The organism is Methylomarinum vadi, assembly GCF_000733935.1.
Classification (GTDB): domain Bacteria; phylum Pseudomonadota; class Gammaproteobacteria; order Methylococcales; family Methylomonadaceae; genus Methylomarinum; species Methylomarinum vadi.
Genome location: NZ_JPON01000001.1, coordinates 4,131,471 through 4,149,262, shown reverse-complemented (window position 1 = coordinate 4,149,262; position 17,792 = coordinate 4,131,471). Strand labels below are relative to the sequence as shown.

The window sequence follows — 17,792 nt, the reverse complement described above, 5'->3', positions numbered from 1 at the left end:
TCCAATAACGGACTGAAAGTCCGGATACGCGTCGACTAAACGACGCGTCTTAGTCGGGCTCCATCTTGAAATTATCGTTTGGATTAGGTTCAAAGTGATGCTCCAAATATTGCTTTATCATCTCATCAGTCATTTGCCCCACTGTGGCGCAAAAATAACCGCGGGCTCAAAAATGTCGACCCCAATATCGCTTTTTCAAGTGCGGGAACTCTTCGAACAGATAGCTCGAAGTTCGTCCCTTGATTCGCCTCATGATTTCGCTTGGGGCCATAGTCGGCGGCGCACTCACCAAAATGTGCACATGATCTTTGCTCACGACACCTTTGATAATCCGTATCTCAAAGGCTTCGCATGTCTGCCGCACCAAGTCTCTCACTCGTTCGGCTATTTCATCCTTCAGCACTTTATAACGATACTTCGTAACCCAAACAAAATGATACTCAATTTGGTAAACCGTATGGCTGCCGTATCTATAGTCCATCGCCACCTCCTTGGGCAAATTATCGCAGCTAAAGCTGACCGGCTAAAGCCGGTGGTTTAAACCTTATGATGGATAATTAAAACCACGGAATGATGAACCGCGCTGCCACAAAGGCACAAAGTTTCCAAGACAAACATTTCTCGGCGGCTCTATTGTGAGACAACAAAAAGCAACAATGAACGAAAACCGGATAACAGAACAGATCATCGGCTCGGCGATCGACGTTCATAAAACACTGGGGCCCGGCCTGCTCGAATCCATCTATGAAGAGTGCCTAGCCATTGAACTCGGCGAGAAATATCTGAATTTTCAACGCCAACTGTCATTACCGATTCAATATAAGAATCATACGCTCAAGGATAACTTCAAGATCGATATGGTGGTGGAAAATAAAATCGTGATCGAGCTGAAAGCGGTGGAAAGACTGATGCCGGTCCATGACGCCCAGTTACTCACCCGTCTCAGGCTGACCGGATGCAAGGTCGGCTTGTTAATTAACTTCAGCGTCCCTCTGTTACACAAAGGAATCAAACGCCTAGTGAATGATTATTAATTGCGAAGCAGGTGCAATCGTAAAACTCTGTGTCTCTTAATCTCTGTCGATATCATTTTTTAACCATGCCTGTTTTCAGTTATTCGGCCCGCGACCGCAGCGGCGTACAACGGAACGACTCGATCGAAAGCCCGTCTCGCGAGGCGGCCATCGCCAACTTGCGGAGCCAGGGCCTGCTTCCGCTCAAGATCGCCGAGGTCAAGAACAAACAAGAAAGTTCCGCCTCCTTCAGCTGGAATCCGCTGGATTACCGGTCCATTCGTCCGGATGACATCGAGCACGAATTCCATCAGATGGCTGTGATGCTGCGCAGCGGCATCAGTCTGCTCGATGCGTTGAACATGACCGCCCGTCATTGTCGCATCGGCGCCCGCGGCACCTGGGTGGATCTTGCCAAGCGGATTCAGCAGGGCAGTTCGTTTACCGATGCCTTGTCGCAGCACAAGATTTTCAGCAATTTCACGATCCAGCTGGTTCGGGTTGGGGAACAGACGGGCCATCTGAACATCGTCATGGACCAGGCCGCAGAGGAAATGAAAGCCAGCCGCAAGCTGAAAAAACAAATCGTCTCGGCATTGCGCTATCCCGCCTTCACTCTGTTGTTCGCGATCGGCCTGGTCGTCTTCATGTTGACCAACATCATTCCCGAAATCAAAAAACTACTGCAAATCATGGGCAAACCGATGCCGCCGATTACGCAAGCATTGATTGATCTGTCGGACTGGTTTCTGGCCAACGGCATCTTTGTGGGGGTCTTTATTGGCTCCACCCTATTTACTCTTATTGCGTTATATCATGTCCCCAGAACCCGCTGGTGGATGGACCGCATCGCCTTGAAGCTGCCAATATTTGGCTATGTATTCAAACTTTCCGGCACCGTGCTGTTCGCTCGCGCGATGGGGCTACTACTGCGCAGCGGCGTGGTGATCGTCGAAGCACTGGAAACAATGGAAAAGTTGCACGGCAATCGTTTTATGGCCAGCAAGGTCCATATTGCACGCAACCGGGTCATGCAGGGCTCGTCGTTAACCGAGCCCTTGGAAACCGATAGCGGCTATATGCCTTTGCTGCTGCAAATGGTCCGGGTCGGTGAAAGTTCTGGAACTCTGGATGAGATTTTAATCGAAATGACCGACTATCATGACGAGCTATTGCAACAGGCGATAGCTAAATTGACCGGGATGATCGCACCGCTGATGACTATTTTCGTCGGAGGCATCGTCGGCTTCGTATATGCCGCGTTTCTGGTCGCGATGTTTTCCGCTGCCGGGGGGAGTCCTTCATGATGCGCAGCCTACTTATATTATTATTGCCAAGCCTTGCGCTGCCGGTTGTTGCCGATCATTCGACAACGCGAAATTCCATTTACAGCAAGCACTCGCAGATGACGGTGGAAAAGATTAACCAGACCACCGAAATGCAGCGCGACCCGACCGTCATCGTGGATAAGCTTAAAGACGCTTTCAAAAGTACTTCAGGCAGGCCTGCCCCCAAAACCGAACAGGCGCCGTCGCTGACGCCGGATAGCGGCGCCATTAAAGATCCCACGCAAATGACCGGGAGCTTTAGCGAAGCATTAAAACGCTTATCGGCCCGGCGCGGCGGCAGCGGCGACACCGAATTTAAATTGCCCGAAATCACACTGGCGGCAAAAACCTTCAGCGAGGACGGCAAAAACTCCTCGGCATTATTGAGCATTAACAAAAAACTCTATTTTGTTAAACCCGGCGGTAACTTTTCTTTTATGCAGGATAACGCAATCTATGAAATAGCGGTGGAAAGCATCGACATGCATACCGTACGCATCCGGATTTTTCCTCTGAATGAAACGTTGATTCTACGCTAAATAGGTATTTCAGGAATATTTATGAACCGCTTTTTCAAAAGCAGCATTTGTGGCGCGTTTATCGCCGTGACTTTAATGACCCCGGCTACCGCCTGGCCGGCCGCAAAAAACAATCCCCCTATTATCGAACGCATCGAGTTCCATGACATACCAATGGCGGAAGCCTTGCGACTTTTATCCGACCAATACCGGTTGAATGTGATTACCTCGAAAAAAGCCGCCGACGTCAGGGTGACGATGTTTCTGAACAAGGTCACCCCTGAAGATGTGTTGGAAACCCTGGCCAAGACCTATAATCTCTGGTATCGCAAGGACGCCAATTCGAATATTTACCGCATGTACACGGCGGAGGAATTTCGCCTCGGCAACGTCGAGGCTAACCGCGAACATGTCAAGGTCTTCACCGCCCGTTATCAGAACGTGCTGTCGATCGCCTATGCCGTTCAAAACCTGTATCCGGAACGGGTGCAGATGGCATTAGGTCAGGAGCAGGATGAAATCTATCAGGATCTGCAAAACCGTTTCCGCCGTTTCGATCTGCTCGCCAACCGAAGCACTATCGATACCGGCACCAACAACGGCGGCGGCAACAATAATTTGAATAACAACAGCAACTTTAACAACCAAAACAACAATAACCAAAACAACAATAACCGGAACAATCGCGGCAACCGTTCCGGCCGCGGCAACTTTCAAGCGAATAACCGAGGCAATGTTCTTTCGCTGCTCAGCAACGAGGAATTGCAAAAAAACCTACAGGACGTCATTTCCGGCAATATTCAGGCAAGTACCGGCCAAATTAGTCAACATATCCAGGAAGACGCGCCGATCTTCCTGACCTTGCTGAAAAACCAAAACAATATTCTGGTACGAACGCGCGATCCGATGGCGATCAGAGAAATCGAAAAATTGATCGGTAACTTGGACAAGCCGCCGATTACGGTTTTACTGGAAGTAAAAATTCTAAGCGTTGCCTTGAACGATGACTATAGCTCCACGTTCGAGTTTTCTATCGGTGACGACAATATCAACATCACCGAAAGTAGCGATCCTAATTTCACGTCAATAGCAAATAATGCCACCGATCTTGTACGGGGTGCATTGGGGGATCCATCGATTGTAGCGGGTTATCTCTCGAAAAATCTTACGGCTCGTCTCAAATTATTAGAGGATGAAGGTCGCATCACCGAACTGGCAACCCCGGTGGTATCGACCGCCAATCAGGAAGTAAGCCGGATTACGTTGGCCGAAGAACGGCCCATCACCGTCGATTTCAACGTTTCCACCAGCAATACGACCGCAACGGGATCCGGTACAGTCGTCAATCAAATACGTAATGACCCCGTGGTGGAACGCCAGCAGATCGGTACGACTTTGATCATGACGCCGAGCATCAGTAAAGACAACAGCGTCAACCTGAACCTGCTGATTGACCAATCGGCGATCAGTCCAGTTCAATCCGAAATTCCCGTCGATACGGGGTCCGGAACCATACAAAATGTACCGGTCGATGTCGTTTCGCGCAAAAGCTTTGCCGGCAATATCGTCATTCAAAACAACATGCCGGTGGCGATCGGCGGCCTGATCACCGAAAGGGCCAGTGACGCCGAGAAAAAAGTGCCGGTACTCGGAGATATCCCAGTGCTTGGCATGCTATTTACCGACGAACTGAGGGAACGCAAACGCGAGGAACTAATCATCATCATCCAGCCGCATATCATGAGCAATGGCGAAAAGGATTTTAAATTCAGTAAGGATTTTCTGGACCGCAACAGTGTGCATCCCTATACCAAGAACCAAGACAATCTCGATATTTATTCCAACGACGGCGGGGTACACAAAGACTACAAGCTGGAACAGCCTTATAAGGAATATCGTTTTCAGGACAAACAGGACAGTCATCGCTGGAACAGTCCGGAACAGGAACGGAAAAAACAACGAAAAGCTGACAAACGAAAAAATGCCGCACAGCAAACCTATATCGAGCTGACAAAATACGCCTCCAAGGCTGTCAGATTACCCGCCCACGAACGGGAACAAGTATCCGGTATCCGCCCCACGGAATTGGCGCGGAAAAACGATGTCGACTTGTTAAAAATAAACAACGGTAGCCTGCGTGCCGTTCCGGTTGCCAGTTGGAAAAAAGGCGGCGTGCATGTTACGGCATTGGAAGTACATAACATTTCCTCTTCGCCGGTTAAGGTCGATCACCGCAAACTGAACGGCCGCTGGTTGGCTTCGACGATCGAGGACACCACACTGGCACCGGACAGGCAATTCGGCGATTCGACCTATTTGTATCTGGTTTCCGCACAACCTTTTTGGGACATCATCGACAAGGCTGGTCAATAATGCAAAACAAGGTTTTATTTTCCGTCGGTTGTTTGCTTCTTGCCGTGCAAGGAATTGGATTCGCCAACAATCGAGCGTTTAACTCAGACAACCTCAATATTGAGTTTTTTGATCCCGGTGCAGAAACGGCCGACGAGGGCCCTGCCCTACATATGGTGATTTACCGGGAAGAAGATCAAGCAGCTATGGAAAACCCTAACGATAGCCTAGCGGATGAGATCACTGAACAAGATGTTCTGATGGAGTTTTATATTAACAGCGGCTATCGCCAGGATGAATTAGATTGGAATATTGCTTCTCCGATTGGAACTCCCAATATTCTCTCGGAATTAAGCTGGGATGACCTTGAAATCGTAACATTCGGTCTGGGTGCAACGATGTATTTACCAGCCAATATAGTCTTGGATGGAAAATTTACCTATGGCCGCATTTTTAATGGCGATAATCAGGATTCAGACTATTGGGGTGACAATAGAACCCAGGAATTCTCCCGTTCCAATAACAATGCCGACGAAGGAGACACAATTGATGCTTCCATTGGTTTAGGTTACCGATTCAATATGATTCCATCCTCACGCCGTTTCAAAAAACCAGTCCTGAGTTTCACTCCCATGTTGGGATTCTCCTATCACGAGCAGAATCTGAAAATAAGAAACGGCAAACAAACTATTCCGTTAAAGTACAATTTTGGCGGGCTGAACAGCAGTTATGATGCTACTTGGTATGGTCCTTGGGCTGGTTTCGATAGTGAATTAAGCATCGTGGACCGAGTCAGCTTTACTACCTCCTTTCAATATCATTACGCCTTTTACGAAGGCACGGCCAACTGGAATTTGAGAGAGGAATTTGCTCATCCGGAAAGTTTTAGTCATGAAGCCAAAGGCGCAGGTTTAGATCTATCGTGGGGCAGTTTAATTCGGCTCAATGATAACCTGCATTTAACCTTGTCGGTTGATTACAAAAACTGGAAAGCCGATAACAAAGGATTTGATACCACTTATTTTTCGGATGGAAGAATTCTGGAAACAAAACTTAATGAAGTGAACTGGGAATCACTAGGCGCCAACTTAGGAATGCAATTTAGCTTTTAATTAGAAAAGCGAGATAGAATCACCAGAATGCATGTTCTAGCTCTGCAAGGACTTTAAGGAATCTATCGGCTCTGAAGAAAATAACATGTCATAATTCATCATCATGCAAAAACGAAGGACAACCGATGCTCTGGTTAAAAGCATTACATTTAATTTTCATGGTGACCTGGTTCGCCGGCCTGTTCTATCTGCCCCGCCTGTTCGTATATCATGCGATGAGCGAGGACGCGATCAGCCAGGAACGCTTCAAGGTTATGGAACGCAAGCTTTATTTCGGCATCATGACGCCCGGCATGATTATCACGCTGATTTTCGGCGTCTGGATGCTGCTCGATTACGCCTGGGCCCTATACGGTAGCAGCGGCTGGCTGCACGCCAAATTGACGCTATTGCTACTGTTGGTCGTTTACCATCTTTTCTGCGGCAAATGGCTGTTGGATTTCAAACACGACCGCAACCGCAATTCCCATGTTTTCTTCCGCTGGATCAACGAAATCCCGGTGCTGTTTTTGTTTGCGATCGTCATTCTGGCGACGGTGAAACCATTCTGATATGAACGGCTCGGCATTGATCAGTTGCGAGGAATTACGGCAAAATCCGCACTCGGATAAACAAGTCATCCTCGACGCAACTTTCTTCCTGCCCAGACAACAGCGCAACGCCAAAGAAGAATATCGCCAATCCCATATTCCCGACGCGCTGTTTTTCGATATCGACGAAATTGCCGACCCAAATGCTCCGTTGCCTCATACCCTGCCCAACGCCGAGCGGTTCGCGGAGGCCGCGGGAAAGATGGGCATCGCCGACGATACGCCGGTCATTGTCTACGACAATAATCATTTTTTCGCCGCGGCCCGTGCCTGGTGGATGTTTCGAGTTTTCGGCCATGACCATGTCAAGGTATTGGACGGCGGTCTGGCCCGCTGGGGGCAGCTGGCCTATTCGGAAGAATCGATGCTCCCTTCGCCCAGGCCGCAACGATGCTTCGGTGCCCGTTATCGCTCCGAACTGGTCTGCGATATATCAACGATGAAGCAGATTCAACAAGATTCCGGCCGGCAAATAATCGATGCCCGTTCGCCCGAAAGTTTTCAAGGACGACGTTCCCTCAGCGAACCCGGTTTACAGCCCGGCCATATACCTGGCAGTATCAACATCCCCTATTCCGGCCTGACCGACTCCGAACAACGCCTGCTGCCGCCCGCTGATCTGCGCGAATTGTTTAGCGCCGCCGGAGCCGATTTGACCGAACCCATCGTCACGACTTGCGGTTCGGGCGTGTCCGCCTGCGTGCTGGCGCTGGCCCTGTATCGACTGGGAATAGAGATTGTGCCGGTCTATGACGGCTCCTGGGCCGAATGGGGACGACACCCCGACACGCCGAAACAAACACTTTGAATGCAAGCCGCGGCTTTATTTCTCGTTTCAGTCTGCTTCATAGCGGGCTGCAGCAAAATCGATAGCCGTATCACACTAGAAAATCCATTCGCATACCCAGGCTCCTCGGTCGCCGATGGCAGGCTGGGATCTTTCGGCCAAAACGATACCGGCGACTGCTTCTTTCTGGCCGCCTTACTCGCGCTGGGGCAGGACGCGGACGGTCGAAAATTGTTGTATTCGACTATCCGCCCAGCCGCAAGCGGCGATGGCTGGTCGGTCGTGTTTCCCAACTTTCCCGCCCAAACGATCCCCGTCGACAGGCAGGAACTTGAAAACTATCGCCTGCGCAATTCGGACGGCGACGGTTTCTCTCCTCCCGCCCTGGGCGATCCCGATGTCGCGATTTTGGAAATCGGCGCCGACAAATTCTGGAAACAACAAATCAAAACGGAAGGCTTATGGGACGATGTGCCGATGAATGCGCTATTCCTGTTTTCACGCGGCGAACAATGGTTGCTCCTGAACCGCGACCGGGCAAAAGGGGCAACCATTGCCGACATCGACAAATACAGGCGATTCGCCGGCAATGCTGTCCACGAAATCCCCATCGCCACCCAGGAACAGGCAAATATTGCGTTACGGCGAATCCTTGCCGACGATACCGACGGCATCAGCATGGTGCTAATCGACTACAGCGACTACCATGCCGCCGCGATCGTCGCGATCGATTTTGCCGACGGCAGCTATCTGACCCTGGACACCGACCGAAACAGCCTCGAAAAGCACGACCTGGACGATCTCGCAAAAGGCTTGGCCAGTGCGCGTTACGCGCTCAACTATGCTGAATTTTGGGCGGCAAAGAAGCCTTTCGATCGTATGCTTCACCAGCCGCTCAGCCATAAGCGAAAACGGATCCCTAACTCGCTACTGAAGCCAACGGAAGTCAACCAAATATCGCCGTCGCCGCCGATGAAAAACAATGCCGGGACGCCTTTAACTCCATAATGCCCGGCTATCTCGCCATCGGTATCGTTGACGACCGGCCATTGCAGGCCATGTTGACGCAGATAGCTTGTAACCGCACCGTCATCGCCCGACCTGACCGCGACAGTGATGCCGGGATAATCGCGTAACACTTCATCCATCGAGCCTTTCATCATATTGCAGATGCCGCACCATTCGGCCCAGAAATAAATGACGGCCGGTCCTTTTTCGATAGCCGCCATGGCCTCGCGACCGCCCAGGGTTTTCTGCAATATAGCCGGAGGCTGACCGGTCGCCAATCCGCGATTAAGAAAAAATTGGCCGCCGAAGATCAAAACGGCAACGGCCAGATAAAACAATATTTTCTTGACCATCACAATCCGAGCATCAAGCTTTGACCGTGCTGTTTCAACCAACCTCTTCGTTGCCGGTAATCGGGAAGATGATCCGCCACCAGTTCCCAAAAATCGCGCGAGTGGTTGCGGTGGCGGATATGGCAAAGTTCATGCACGACCACATATTCCATGACGCTCGGCGGTGCGATGATCAACAGCCAATTGAGGTTGATGTCGTTGTTCACGCCACAACTGCCCCAGCGGCTCTTCTGGGTCTTGATGCGCAACGAACGGGGTGTGAGCCGATGCTTATCGGCATGCAGCTTGATATAGCGGTGGCCTTCGGCCCTCGCTTGCTCCTTCATCCATTTGATCAAGGCGACGCGGATCAACTCGCTATGCCCCGCTACCGTCGAATCAGGACTATGGGCGATAAAACCGTTTTCCTCGGCAAACTCGATCTTAATACGGCGCAATGCGCTCGGCTTGATGATCAGCGGAAAATAATCGCCTTTGAACGGAATCTTGGCGCCATCGCCATAACTGGCCGGCGCCAGTTTGGCGATGCCTTGACGATGGCGCTGCATTTTTTCGACGGCGGCACTGATCCAGTCCCGTTGCGCGTAAACAAAATCATGGATTTTACGCTCCGCGACCTGTGGCGGCGCGACCACCTCTATCTTGGCGCCGGTTACGACGATGCGGGTTTTCTTGGCGCGCTGACTGCGGCGAATTTGATAATCGAATGGCAAGGGTTTGGCGGAAAGGCCACGAAAAATGTGTTTCAAAACGATTGTTCCAGCATGCGTTGTTTCAGTTGAGACCACAAATCCAGACGGTCGGAATTACCCACTAGGCGATCGTGGCCGCGTTTTTTCGCCAGCCACAAGCCGATACCGTTAAAACTGTAGACCGGCAGCAGGTCCGTCCTTCGATCGGCCGTTTCTATGCTCGGAATCAAATTATCCAGCACCATCGGCACGGCGCGCGGGGCGGCAAAATAAGTCAACACCATGTGCGCTTGATTGAGCCGGATCGCCTTGACGTAGGTCAGGCGCATTTTGTCTTCCGGCACGCCCAATTCCTTCAAGGTGAAATATTTGGCGATGCTATAGTCCTCGCAATCGCCGGCCCCCCGTGCCAAAAATTCCACCGGTGTCGCCCAATAATCCAATTTACCCCATAAATCGCTGTCGTCGACGAAGCGAAGCCGGCGATTGAAAAAATCGTTTACGATGCGCAACTTTTCCGGTTCCGGCAATTCTTTCGCCGTCTGCATCAACTTTTGCCACTCTTGCACGCGTTCGGCCGCCGGCTGTCCGTATTTTTGCCGCAAACTCTCCAACAGCGCCTGGCTGACTTCCAACGTCGCCGACACAACCAAGGCCCATAGCAGGCCGAACAGAAAGAGGCTCGGTCTGTGTTTGAGGTTAGCGGCTGGCACCGGTAATTCCCATTCCCTTCAGGATGACACAATCCTCTTCGGCCGCGACGTCTTCGGCAAACAGCGTAATATTCAGCAGCTCGCTGACTTCCGCCAGCGTTTTGACGAATGCCTGTTTTTTCGGGTCCTCATCGATATGCTGCCCGATCTCGCGGGCCAAACGGATATAGTCCGGTTTCAGTGCCTTGCACAATGAAACGGACATGGACTGGGGGTCGAGGCGTTTGATAATCACTTTGGCCCCCAATTCATGCACGAACTCTATGAATGCGCGATAAACGTCCTCCTCCTTGGCGACGGCATAGGCAGTCAGACTGAACACCAGTTTGCCGGCTTCCTGGGGCCTGCTTTTCAACCGCTTGCCCAACCAGGCACGAAACTCGGCACTTTTTACCGTGCGCGTCGACAGATTGACGGCCAACGCGTGCCGGCATTGCCGTTGCAAGAGAAAACTCAATACTTGATCGGTCACCTGGGTTTCCAGCGTGACGATCTTGGCGAATTTTTCGGCGATGGAAATAAAGGTCGCCATCGCGATCGGCTCGCCCTCGCCATCATAGGCACGGGTAAAGGCCTCTTCCATCAACAGGCAATCGTCATGAAAACTGGTGATACGACTGACGAATTCCAGCTCATAGCGTTTCAAATCGATGCATTCGAACACCAGTTCTTTCCAGGCGGCAATATCGCGGGCCGGTTTTTGACTGGTTCTGATGAAATAGCCGTTACTGCCGATGATTCTGGCTTGTTCATAGGCTTCGTAGGCAGACTCCAATAGGGTATCCGCGGTCGTCACGGCGCAATACGGCGCCACACCGATATGGGCCACATCGTTTTTTTGATAGCGTCGGCCGAAACGGGCGAATTCCGTGCTTAATTGTTCGGCGCATTGTCGAGCTTGGTTGATATCGCCACTTCTAAGCAACATGACGAATTCGGCTCCGTAAAAACGATAACAATTGGCGACTCCTTTGGGTAATTGACGGCAACAATTTTCCAGCAACTCGGCAAAGTCCTGGATATACCGATCGACTTTTTCATAGCCTTGTTCGTTGACAAAGCGGGTCAAGCTATCCAGTTTGACTATATAAATGTACGCCTCTGAATCTTCCATGAACAAATGTCGCAAATCGTTTTCGAAGACCTCCTTTTTATGCAAACCGGTCAAGTCGTCGCGCAGCATTTGATCGCCCATGTCTTTCAGTTTCAGCTGCAACTTATCGATGATGGCAGCCACCTTTTGCGACATGCTGTTCATCGCCTGAGTCAGGTTTCTGACCTCGGTGGTCCAGGGAATGTTATCGATCGTGCTGAAATGGCCATCGGCAATCGTCACGGCCAGTTGCTCGAGTTGCTTTAAAGATCGCAAGGCCATGCGTAAGGCAAGAAGCAACAAAATCAGCGCCGCCGCGAAAACCGCAGCCGAATAATAAAAGGCGCTTTTTACTTGTTCATAGAGTTTGTGATAGGCATAACCGGGATTGACCGTCACCGATACGGTCCCCGTCACCTGCCAACCGGTGCTGATCTCGCTCTGCGCCTCGGCCAGTTTCATCGGCAACCATTCGATAAACCACTCCGGCACGCCTTTTATCTGCTGGTCATCGCGCAACTCGACCAATTCCTTGCCATCCACATTGACCAAGCGGATTTCCCGGTAATAGCCCCGGTCGAATATGGCCTGGATCATCGTTTCGATGACGGGGTCTTGTTCGTCCCTTAGATAAGGACTCAACGATAAGCCCAACGATGTGGCGGTATCCTGGGCATGAATGGAAGCCTCGCCTTCCAAATAGGTCTTTATATTTCTGACGCTCAACACAAAATTGATGCTGAATATCAGCAAAAACAACAAGGAAATAAGGATGACCAGTTGTTTCGATAAAGACATAATAACCGCCGGGAAGTTATTGATTAATCATATGGCTGGCCAGTTGCGCCAAGGCCTGGCGTAAACCGTCGCGCAAGCTCGGGTCCATCTCGACCTCGGCAAGCGCCTTGTTCATGCATAGCATCCACTGATCGCGTTCCGCCGGGCCGATGGCGAAAGGAAAGTGCCGCCGTCGCAACATCGGATGGCCGAATTCCTCGATAAACAGATTCGGCCCACCCAACCAACCGGACAAAAACTTAAAGAGCTTGTCCTTTGCCACCGCCAGGCTTTTTGCGTGCATTTTTCTTATGCCTTCGGCTTCCGGCAGGGTATCCATATAAAAATAAAAGCGGTCCACTATACTTAAGACCGCTTTTTCGCCCCCTATCAGTTCATAAGGCGTGATTGTGTGTTCAGACATGTGTAAATTAATCGATTGTTCGATGTCGATGCGTCATTTTAACCCAGCTTTGTCAATGTAGTGCCATAAGTCTTCAAGCCATTGATTAATATGCATTAAAAATCATGCCACTTTTCTTGCCTGTAGTGCCATAAAATTATTTTTTCATTATTTATCAATATATTACAGATTTCAATGCTAAGACTGGGTCAACTGTATATACTCCAGCGTTCAGCAAAGATGATACGGATGCTGCGAGGGTAATGACCGCGCTAAAAACGGTGAACTAGATACGATTGAGAGAAGGAGGGATGATTCTTGGCACTCTATGCAATCCGATCGATTCATGACATTCGGCAAAAAAAATACGCAATTGACGATACAACCGGAAGCGGGCGAAACAACCATACTTTAACCGTCTTTGCCAATGCCCCCTATGAGAGAGGTTATGGTGACGGCAAAATCCTAAATATTAGGATCGGCGATAGTCGCTGTTCGGGAGTGCAAACAAGCACTCCCGTTGTGTCGACGACACGGATTATTTCTTCAACAATTCGGTCAACTCCTCGCGACCGATAACTTCTCGCTCCTGCAATAAATCCGCCAACTGGTCCAAGATCTTGCGCTGTCTGGTCAGAATATCGCGCGCCCTCTTCTGCGCTTCGTCGATAAGTGCTTTGATCTCGCTGTCGACCAATCGTGCCGTTTCCTCGCTGTAATTGCGCTGCTCGGTTTCCTCGGTGGGAAGGAACTGCAGCTGCTGGCGTTTGCCATAAGTCAGGGGCCCCAGCTTCTTGCTCATACCCAAATAACAAACCATGTTACGGGCGATTTCGCTGGCCTTTTCCAGGTCGTTCTGGGCGCCGGTGGAGATGCTGCCGAGAACCAGCTCCTCGGACATGCGCCCACCTAGCAGTATCGCCAACTGGTCTTTCAATTCATCCTCGGTGGACAGGAATTTTTCCTCCACCGGTAGCTGCAGGGTAAAGCCCAGGGCCGACACGCCCCGCGGAATAATGGAAATCTTATGTACCGGCTGGCCTGTCGGCACCTGCTCCGCAACTAGGGCGTGGCCCGCTTCGTGATAGGCCACCCGACGTTTCTCGTCGGGGCTCAAAGCGCGGTTTTTCTTTTCCGGCCCGGTCAGAACCCTATCGATGGCGGCTTCGAAATTAGCCATCGTCACTTTGTCCTGCTCGTGACGCGTGGCGATGATCGCCGCTTCATTGGCGATGTTGGCAAGATCCGCCCCGACTAGGCCTGGCGTGCGCCTGGCGATCACGGCGAAATCGATGTCTTCGGCCAGGGTCAAGTGCTTGCAATGCAGTTTCAGGATTTCAACCCGATCCAGCATATCGGGCTTGTCGACAACGATTTGCCTATCGAAGCGCCCCGCCCGCAACAATGCCTTATCCAGCACCTCCGGCCGGTTGGTCGCGGCCATCACGACGACGCCGGAGGACGGATCGAAACCGTCCATTTCGGTCAGCAATTGGTTCAAGGTTTGCTCCCTTTCGTCATGGCCTCCCATCACCACCGGACCGCCCCGGGAACGTCCGATGGCATCGAGCTCATCGATGAAGATGATGCAAGGCGCTTTCTGTCTGGCCTGTTCGAACAATTCCCGTACCCGCGCGGCACCGACGCCAACGAACAACTCGATAAACTCGGAACCGCTGATATTGAAAAACGGTACCCCCGCTTCGCCAGACACGGCCCGTGCCAGCAACGTCTTTCCGGTTCCGGGCGATCCGACCAGCAAAACCCCCTTGGGCATGCGGCCACCCAGTTTCTGGATTTTTTCCGGGGTGCGAAGAAAATCGATCGTTTCCTTCAATTCCTGCTTGGCATCGTCGGCGCCGGCGACATCATCGAACGTTATCTTCGAACCGGTTTCTGGATGAATGCGGATTTTATTGCCGATATTTAAAAATTCGCGACCGGGGCCGCCGGCCGCGGTACGGCGAAAGAACCAGGACCAGATGAACACCAAAATAACCATGGGGATAACCCAATTGAACAGGATGTTACCCAGCCAGCTTTCGCTGCTTCTTACCAGATATTCGACATCATGGCTTTCCATCAGCTCGGCCAGTTCCTCGTTCCATAACGGGAACGTGGTAAATTCTTCGCCGTTCTTCATATTACCGATCATATATTTCTCGGTAACGACCACCCTTTCGACTTGGTTTTCCTTAACCGCCTTCAGAAATTGGTTGTAGGGAATTTCCTCCCGGCTTAACTGCTCCGCATTGTTGAATATCGACAACAGCATGATGACGGCCAAGGCAATAGCCAACCACCGCCATTTTCCACGGGCATTCTGCTTCTTATCCGAAGGTTGATTGATGTCGTATTCGGTTTCCTTGGACGAAAGCTTGTCGTCCACAAATGACAACAATTTTTTCAGCAATTGATAAAGATTGCCAAGGAAAGCCTTTATATAGCTCAGGAAATCGTCTTGTTTCGAATTATCCATTACCCAATGCCTCGTTATAAAATTTTTTTTAACAATATACCTTTATCTCATCGACATGCAAGACAAATACGACATCGGCTTTAGGGGGCAATAATTTGCCCTTAAACCAGCGAACGCGAAAGCGCTATTTATTTGATTTAACATCTAAAAACTGGCCGATTATTCGATAATAACTCGGACTGAGGGAAATGGAATTGTGATCGCTATCGGGCAAAACGTGAACCTCGCGTTGCCGTTCAGGGAATCCGGCAATCAGATTGTCCGTACTCCACGATTCTATAATCCGGTCATTCTCCGCCGCCAGAATTAAAACCGGAATTTTGATTTTTGTTGCCCGGGCCAACGAATCGTAGCTGTCGGTTAAAATCCATGAAACCGGGAAAAAAGGGAATTTTTTCTGCGCGACATTCTCGATGCTGTCGAAAGGCGTAACCAACACCAGTCTGCTGATATTTCGTTGCGCGGCAAGATAAGTCGCCACACCACTGCCTAAACTTCGGCCGATGACGGCTATTTCCGTATGCAGCGGCTTGAGCCGGTCATAAATACTGAGCGCATCGCTATAGAAAGCGGCTTCGGAAGGTTCTCCGTTACTTCCGCCATAGCCCCGATAATTGATCAAATAAACGGTTTTTTCGGGCAAGACTTCTGTAAAACGGGGCGCATTGAAGCCCACCGCTTCCGCGTTGCCGCCGAAATAAAGCACCGCTCTGCCATGCCCGGGATTGACGACGAACAACTTGATATTAGTGCCGTCTTCTACGCGAATGTCTTTCTCAAGCAGGCCTGGATGAGCAATATACGGAGTTGGATGATAGAGGAAAAAATCCTGGAAAAAGTACAAAAAACCGCCAAAGGCTATGTAGTTAAGGGCTATCAAGCCAATGAAGGTTTTATAGGCTTTCACGATGAGACAGGTTGTTTAATTACTGGCACCGCCCCGTTTGTTTAAACCGGCACATAGCTGACAGCACATTGTCATCACAATCGTTGGCGTTTCGACGACTGTCCGCAAACAATCCGCCGAAACGAAGAGAACTTTACATCTGCGATTGCAGATAATTTTGTAAACCGACTTTATCGATCAATTCCAGTTGTGTCTCTAGCCAATCGATATGCTCTTCCTCGCTCTCCAGGATAGCGGCAAAAATTTCCCGGGAAATATAATCCTTAGCCTCTTCGCAATAGGCGATGGCCTCTTTTAACAAGGGCACCGCCTGTTGTTCCAATTTCAGGTCGCACTGCAGCATTTCCTGAGGATTTTCGCCAATCAGCAACTTACCCAGGCTTTGCAGGTTCGGCAATCCCTCCAAAAACAAGATGCGTTCGATCAAGCGATCGGCGTGTTTCATTTCATCGATCGATTCATGATATTCCTTGTCGTTGAGCTGATCGAATCCCCAATTTTTATACATTCTGGCATGCAAAAAATATTGGTTGATGGCCGTCAACTCATTCTCCAGGGCCTTGTTCAAATAGTCTATGACTTTAGTGTCGCCTTTCACGCCGTTCTCCCGTGTGTCTTTGAAATTAAGCCGCTAACTCGTTCGTTGCTTCATTAAGCTTATGCTCCTTATTATGATTAAGCAACTCACGAATGTCCTTATTACATTTTCCACAATCACCGCCCACACCGAAACATTCAAACAACTGACGCCGTGTACATAAACCCTCGTTAATCGCTAATTCCAACTGACTGTCGGTTACCGCTTTACAGATACAAACATACATAGCTAACCCTCATCAATTTTTTGCTAATGATAACAATTATTATTTAGATGTAAAGCAATAATTTTTCAATACGGTATTTTAAGTTCTAACCGCTTAGCGCCTTTACGACATCTTGCATAATTTACGCGATCTGTTTCAGCTAGCTCCTATAAGAACAGCCTTATTCCACCTAGTCTTCTTGGGGGCAACATTTATCTGGATAAGGCCTCTGATTTCGCAACTCCTTACACCCTGGCACAACCCTTGCTCAAAAACTTTATTAACAAGTGCATTGAATTCAATACGCACCAAAATGTCACATAATTGCGTGGTAATCGCACCAACTAAACAACCACCCGCTCAAGCGGGTGGGTTCCAATAACGGACTGAAAGTCCGGATACGCGTCGACTAAACGACGCGTCTTAGTCGGGCTCCATCTTGAAATTATCGTTTGGATTAGGTTCAAAGTGATGCTCCAAATATTGCTTTATCATCTCATCAGTCATTTGCCCCACTGTGGCGCAAAAATAACCGCGGGCTCAAAAATGTCGACCCCAATATCGCTTTTTCAAGTGCGGGAACTCTTCGAACAGATAGCTCGAAGTTCGTCCCTTGATTCGCCTCATGATTTCGCTTGGGGCCATAGTCGGCGGCGCACTCACCAAAATGTGCACATGATCTTTGCTCACGACACCTTTGATAATCCGTATCTCAAAGGCTTCGCATGTCTGCCGCACCAAGTCTCTCACTCGTTCGGCTATTTCATCCTTCAGCACTTTATAACGATACTTCGTAACCCAAACAAAATGATACTCAATTTGGTAAACCGTATGGCTGCCGTATCTATAGTCCATCGCCACCTC

At 50.0% G+C, this 17,792-nt stretch carries 16 protein-coding genes and 2 pseudogenes; 7 read left to right on the top strand and 11 right to left on the bottom strand.

The window, feature by feature from the left end:
• Nucleotides 1–49: 49 nt before the first annotated feature.
• Nucleotides 50–481: pseudogene (gene tnpA / locus EP25_RS0120600) on the bottom strand (IS200/IS605 family transposase).
• 175 nt (nucleotides 482–656) lie between these two features.
• Here tnpA (EP25_RS0120600) and EP25_RS0120595 point away from each other — a divergent pair.
• The 7 genes from EP25_RS0120595 to EP25_RS0120565 all read left to right on the top strand — a co-directional run bounded on the left by EP25_RS0120595 (nucleotide 657) and on the right by EP25_RS0120565 (nucleotide 7,721).
• The gene (locus tag EP25_RS0120595) at nucleotides 657–1,034 is read left to right on the top strand and encodes a GxxExxY protein (RefSeq protein ID WP_031435597.1); all 378 of its coding nucleotides are present in this window, start codon (nucleotides 657–659) and stop codon (nucleotides 1,032–1,034) included.
• Nucleotides 1,035–1,099: 65 nt separating this feature from the next.
• Nucleotides 1,100–2,320 (top strand): type II secretion system F family protein, encoded by a 1,221-nt coding sequence (locus EP25_RS0120590; RefSeq protein WP_031435596.1) that lies wholly within the window; start codon nucleotides 1,100–1,102, stop codon nucleotides 2,318–2,320.
• Nucleotides 2,321–2,424: 104 nt separating this feature from the next.
• Complete coding sequence (locus tag EP25_RS0120585) at nucleotides 2,425–2,880, top strand: hypothetical protein (protein ID WP_152555697.1); 456 nt, start codon at nucleotides 2,425–2,427, stop codon at nucleotides 2,878–2,880.
• Nucleotides 2,881–2,901: 21 nt separating this feature from the next.
• Nucleotides 2,902–5,232 (top strand): DUF3438 family protein, encoded by a 2,331-nt coding sequence (locus EP25_RS0120580; RefSeq protein WP_031435594.1) that lies wholly within the window; start codon nucleotides 2,902–2,904, stop codon nucleotides 5,230–5,232.
• Nucleotides 5,232–6,323, top strand: a complete 1,092-nt coding sequence (locus EP25_RS0120575; protein WP_051906947.1) for a hypothetical protein — start codon at nucleotides 5,232–5,234, stop codon at nucleotides 6,321–6,323. Before EP25_RS0120580 ends, EP25_RS0120575 begins: the two co-directional genes overlap by 1 nt.
• Nucleotides 6,324–6,448: 125 nt before the next feature.
• Nucleotides 6,449–6,874: a protoporphyrinogen oxidase HemJ gene (gene hemJ, locus EP25_RS0120570; RefSeq protein WP_031435592.1), complete on the top strand. Its 426-nt coding sequence runs from the start codon at nucleotides 6,449–6,451 to the stop codon at nucleotides 6,872–6,874.
• Between the two features lies 1 nt (nucleotide 6,875).
• Entirely contained in the window at nucleotides 6,876–7,721 is an 846-nt protein-coding gene (locus EP25_RS0120565) for a sulfurtransferase (protein WP_031435591.1), read from the top strand.
• A gap of 863 nt (nucleotides 7,722–8,584) precedes the next feature.
• On the opposite strand, the gene EP25_RS23095 is transcribed toward EP25_RS0120565, so the two are convergent.
• From EP25_RS23095 to tnpA (EP25_RS0120505), 10 genes and pseudogenes are all read right to left on the bottom strand, one after another.
• Nucleotides 8,585–9,061 carry a protein disulfide oxidoreductase gene (locus tag EP25_RS23095; protein WP_084191121.1) on the bottom strand — a complete coding sequence of 159 codons (477 nt, stop codon included), beginning with the start codon at nucleotides 9,059–9,061 and terminating at the stop codon, nucleotides 8,585–8,587.
• The gene (locus EP25_RS0120550; RefSeq protein WP_235185967.1) at nucleotides 9,061–9,810 is read right to left on the bottom strand and encodes a M48 family metallopeptidase; all 750 of its coding nucleotides are present in this window, start codon (nucleotides 9,808–9,810) and stop codon (nucleotides 9,061–9,063) included. Before EP25_RS0120550 ends, EP25_RS23095 begins: the two co-directional genes overlap by 1 nt.
• Nucleotides 9,807–10,466 carry a transglutaminase-like cysteine peptidase gene (locus tag EP25_RS0120545; RefSeq protein ID WP_031435588.1) on the bottom strand — a complete coding sequence of 220 codons (660 nt, stop codon included), beginning with the start codon at nucleotides 10,464–10,466 and terminating at the stop codon, nucleotides 9,807–9,809. Before EP25_RS0120545 ends, EP25_RS0120550 begins: the two co-directional genes overlap by 4 nt.
• The gene (locus tag EP25_RS0120540; protein WP_031435587.1) at nucleotides 10,453–12,357 is read right to left on the bottom strand and encodes a bifunctional diguanylate cyclase/phosphodiesterase; all 1,905 of its coding nucleotides are present in this window, start codon (nucleotides 12,355–12,357) and stop codon (nucleotides 10,453–10,455) included. The genes EP25_RS0120545 and EP25_RS0120540 overlap by 14 nt, the downstream gene beginning before the upstream one ends.
• A gap of 16 nt (nucleotides 12,358–12,373) precedes the next feature.
• Nucleotides 12,374–12,760 carry a group II truncated hemoglobin gene (locus tag EP25_RS0120535; RefSeq protein ID WP_031435586.1) on the bottom strand — a complete coding sequence of 129 codons (387 nt, stop codon included), beginning with the start codon at nucleotides 12,758–12,760 and terminating at the stop codon, nucleotides 12,374–12,376.
• A 517-nt stretch (nucleotides 12,761–13,277) separates the two neighbouring features.
• Nucleotides 13,278–15,218, bottom strand: a complete 1,941-nt coding sequence (gene ftsH / locus EP25_RS0120530; protein ID WP_031435585.1) for an ATP-dependent zinc metalloprotease FtsH — start codon at nucleotides 15,216–15,218, stop codon at nucleotides 13,278–13,280.
• Between the two features lie 124 nt (nucleotides 15,219–15,342).
• Nucleotides 15,343–16,125 carry an alpha/beta hydrolase gene (locus tag EP25_RS0120525; protein WP_160172763.1) on the bottom strand — a complete coding sequence of 261 codons (783 nt, stop codon included), beginning with the start codon at nucleotides 16,123–16,125 and terminating at the stop codon, nucleotides 15,343–15,345.
• A 133-nt stretch (nucleotides 16,126–16,258) separates the two neighbouring features.
• Nucleotides 16,259–16,723: a bacterioferritin gene (bfr, locus tag EP25_RS0120520; protein ID WP_031435583.1), complete on the bottom strand. Its 465-nt coding sequence runs from the start codon at nucleotides 16,721–16,723 to the stop codon at nucleotides 16,259–16,261.
• Nucleotides 16,724–16,748: 25 nt separating this feature from the next.
• Nucleotides 16,749–16,949, bottom strand: coding sequence for a (2Fe-2S)-binding protein (locus tag EP25_RS0120515; protein WP_031435582.1), 201 nt, complete (start codon nucleotides 16,947–16,949; stop codon nucleotides 16,749–16,751).
• 402 nt (nucleotides 16,950–17,351) lie between these two features.
• Nucleotides 17,352–17,783, bottom strand: a pseudogene (gene tnpA / locus EP25_RS0120505) (IS200/IS605 family transposase).
• Nucleotides 17,784–17,792 lie beyond the last annotated feature (9 nt).